Origin of the sequence: Ruminococcus sp. CAG:57, from assembly GCF_000435935.1 — a bacterium.
Lineage (GTDB): Bacteria > Bacillota > Clostridia > Oscillospirales > Ruminococcaceae > Hominimerdicola > Hominimerdicola aceti.
Window position 1 is genome coordinate 28,955 of record NZ_FR890743.1, and the last position, 827, is coordinate 29,781.

At 43.7% G+C, this 827-nt stretch carries 1 protein-coding gene and 1 pseudogene; both read right to left on the minus strand.

What is annotated here, in order from left to right; genetic code table 11:
• Positions 1 to 188, minus strand: a pseudogene (locus tag QVO88_RS07770) (biopolymer transporter ExbD); the annotation flags it as partial.
• On the minus strand, positions 185 to 703 hold the full coding sequence (locus QVO88_RS07775; protein WP_022287931.1) for a MotA/TolQ/ExbB proton channel family protein: 519 nt from the start codon (positions 701 to 703) through the stop codon (positions 185 to 187). The gene QVO88_RS07775 and the pseudogene QVO88_RS07770, both read right to left, overlap by 4 nt.
• Between the last annotated feature and the right edge of the window lie 124 nt (positions 704 to 827).

Below are 827 nucleotides of genomic sequence, written 5' to 3' on the forward strand. Positions count from 1 at the left end.
TCAGCAGACTTTTGCTTTTGCTCCTCAAGCTGTTGAGTGACAGCCTGCACCTGAGCTTTTGCGTCCTCTTTCTGACTGTCGGCAGATGCGGAAACATCTGTCATGACCCAGAAAAGCATTATCATGATAACATCAAGCAGGGAAGTCAGCTCAAGGACTATGCCCTTATTTTTCCTGAAACCATTCATGGCTGTTCACCGCTTTGGGAATGTTCAGCGTTGTTTCTTTCAAGATAGAGCTGAACATTTTTCTCGTTATCCTCTATTTTTGCAGAGATTATGCCGTCAAGGAATTTGAAGATTATAGCAAAAACAAGTCCCCAAAAAGTGGAGGTCAAAGCGCCATAGAAATTATCCTGAACGTTTGTCATATCGCCCACCATACCAAGGAGGGAGATAACAGTGCCGAGGATACCCAAGAGAGGGAAAATCCCTGTGAGATTTACGAACAGAGAATAAAGGCTTCCTGTTCGGTTGCGCATAGAAACGATATCTGTTTCACGAATGTCCGAAATATCGCTGTCAGCCTGACGGCGGGAAGCACCTGAGTCGGGAACGAAGATGTTAAGATGAAGCTTGTTGTAGAGAACATCAGCCGATTTTTTAGTGAGATAAAAGACGAGGGCGGTCGCGACTGCAACCAAGAAAATTATCATGTCGAAGCCGAAAAAGTTCATAAAAATTACGGAAAAGAGTTTTTTCATGGATAAGACCCCCTATAGAGATAATGATAGCACATTTTGAGGTAAATTGCAAGATGTGGGGGCGGATTTTTAGTGAGGAGGGGAGGAATGAGAAATGAGAAATGAGGAGTGAGGAGTGAGGAAT